This is a genomic window from Dietzia sp. DQ11-44 (assembly GCF_014145205.1).
GTDB classification, from domain to species: Bacteria; Actinomycetota; Actinomycetes; order Mycobacteriales; family Mycobacteriaceae; genus Dietzia; species Dietzia natronolimnaea.
Genome location: NZ_JAALEC010000357.1, coordinates 1 through 1,286, shown reverse-complemented (window position 1 = coordinate 1,286; position 1,286 = coordinate 1). Strand labels below are relative to the sequence as shown.

Annotated in this window: 2 protein-coding genes; both read right to left on the bottom strand. The window is 70.9% G+C overall.

Annotation, left to right across the window (positions count from 1 at the left end; genetic code table 11):
• Window positions 1-554, bottom strand: a 554-nt coding sequence (locus tag G6018_RS09565; RefSeq protein WP_182639482.1) for a sugar phosphate nucleotidyltransferase, incomplete at its 3' end; no start/stop codon positions are given.
• An 81-nt stretch (window positions 555-635) separates the two neighbouring features.
• A partial coding sequence (locus tag G6018_RS09560; RefSeq protein ID WP_182639481.1) for a glycosyltransferase family 2 protein occupies window positions 636-1,286 on the bottom strand: 651 nt, incomplete at its 5' end.

The following is a 1,286-nucleotide window of genomic DNA, read 5'->3' as shown; positions in this document are numbered from 1 at the left end:
TTGATCTGATCGGTCGGCGGGTCCTGCGTCTTCTCGAGGAACTCCAGGACCCGGCCGTCCTCATCGGTCGGCACACAGCCGAACGCACGGGGATCGGAGACCCGCACCAGGTGCATGGTCAGATCCGCGCTCTTGGCGTGGTGGAGATCGAGGATCCGGGTGAGATCGGTCCCGCCCAGCACGTCGCCGTTGAACACCATGATCGTCGAGGCGGTGAGCTCGTCCAGGACGTTGCGGATGCCGCCGCCCGTGCCCAGCGGCTCGGTCTCCACCACGTACGTCAGCTCCAGATCGAGGTCGGACCCGTCCCCGAAATGCTCCTCGAACACCTCCGCCTTGAACGACGTGCCCAGCACCACGCGCCGGATGCCCGCCGCCCGGATCCGCGAGAGCAGATGGGTGAGGAAGGGCAGACCGGCCGTGGGCAACATGGGCTTGGGCGCCGAGATGGTCAGCGGCCGCAGGCGGGTCCCCTTGCCGCCCACCAGGACCACCGCCTCGGTGTCGGCGATCAGATCGCGCGGCTCGGCGCTGGAGGGGGTCGTCGAGGTCACAGTCCTACTCCCGATGTCGTGGGGCCCCGGCCGCGCGCTCGCGCGGCCCACACGGGCCGGTGGATGGTCTCGTCCGGCGCGTCAGCGAAGATCGCGCCGGGCGGACCGGATCGCGAGGCGGCACCGTAGTTCCAGACCCGCCCTCAGCGCCCAGCGTATCGGTGCCTGCCACGCGGCCGGATGCCTGTCCGCCTGGAACAGGTAGGCGCTGTTGTGGTGTGCCCGGAGGGTGAACTCCGGCACGGTCCTGGCCGCGTGTCCCTGGTCGTGGTGGATCACCGACGACGGCACGTAGACGCTCTGCCACCCGGCCCGGCCGAGCCGGTCCCCCAGGTCCACGTCCTCCAGGTACATGAAGTACCTCTCGTCGAACCCGCCGAGCGCGTCGAACGCCTCACGTCGCAGCAGCAGGCACGACCCGGACAACCACCCCGCGGTCCGTTCGGACTCCATGTCGGAGTCGTCGAGGTAGTGGGCGGTCCACGGGTTGCCCGGCCACACCGGACCCAGCAGGGCGTGGCCGATACCGGCGCCGAGCCTCGGCACGGCGCGGGCCGAGGGGTACACCGAACCGTCGGTCTCCGCGATCCTCGGGCCGAACGCCGCCGCCCGGGGCCACCGGTGGGCGGCGGCGAGCAGCGCGTCCACGGAACCCGGCTCGAACCACACGTCCGGGTTGACGACCAGCACGAACTCCTGGTCGAACTCCCCTGGGCGCCGGGCGATCTCGGT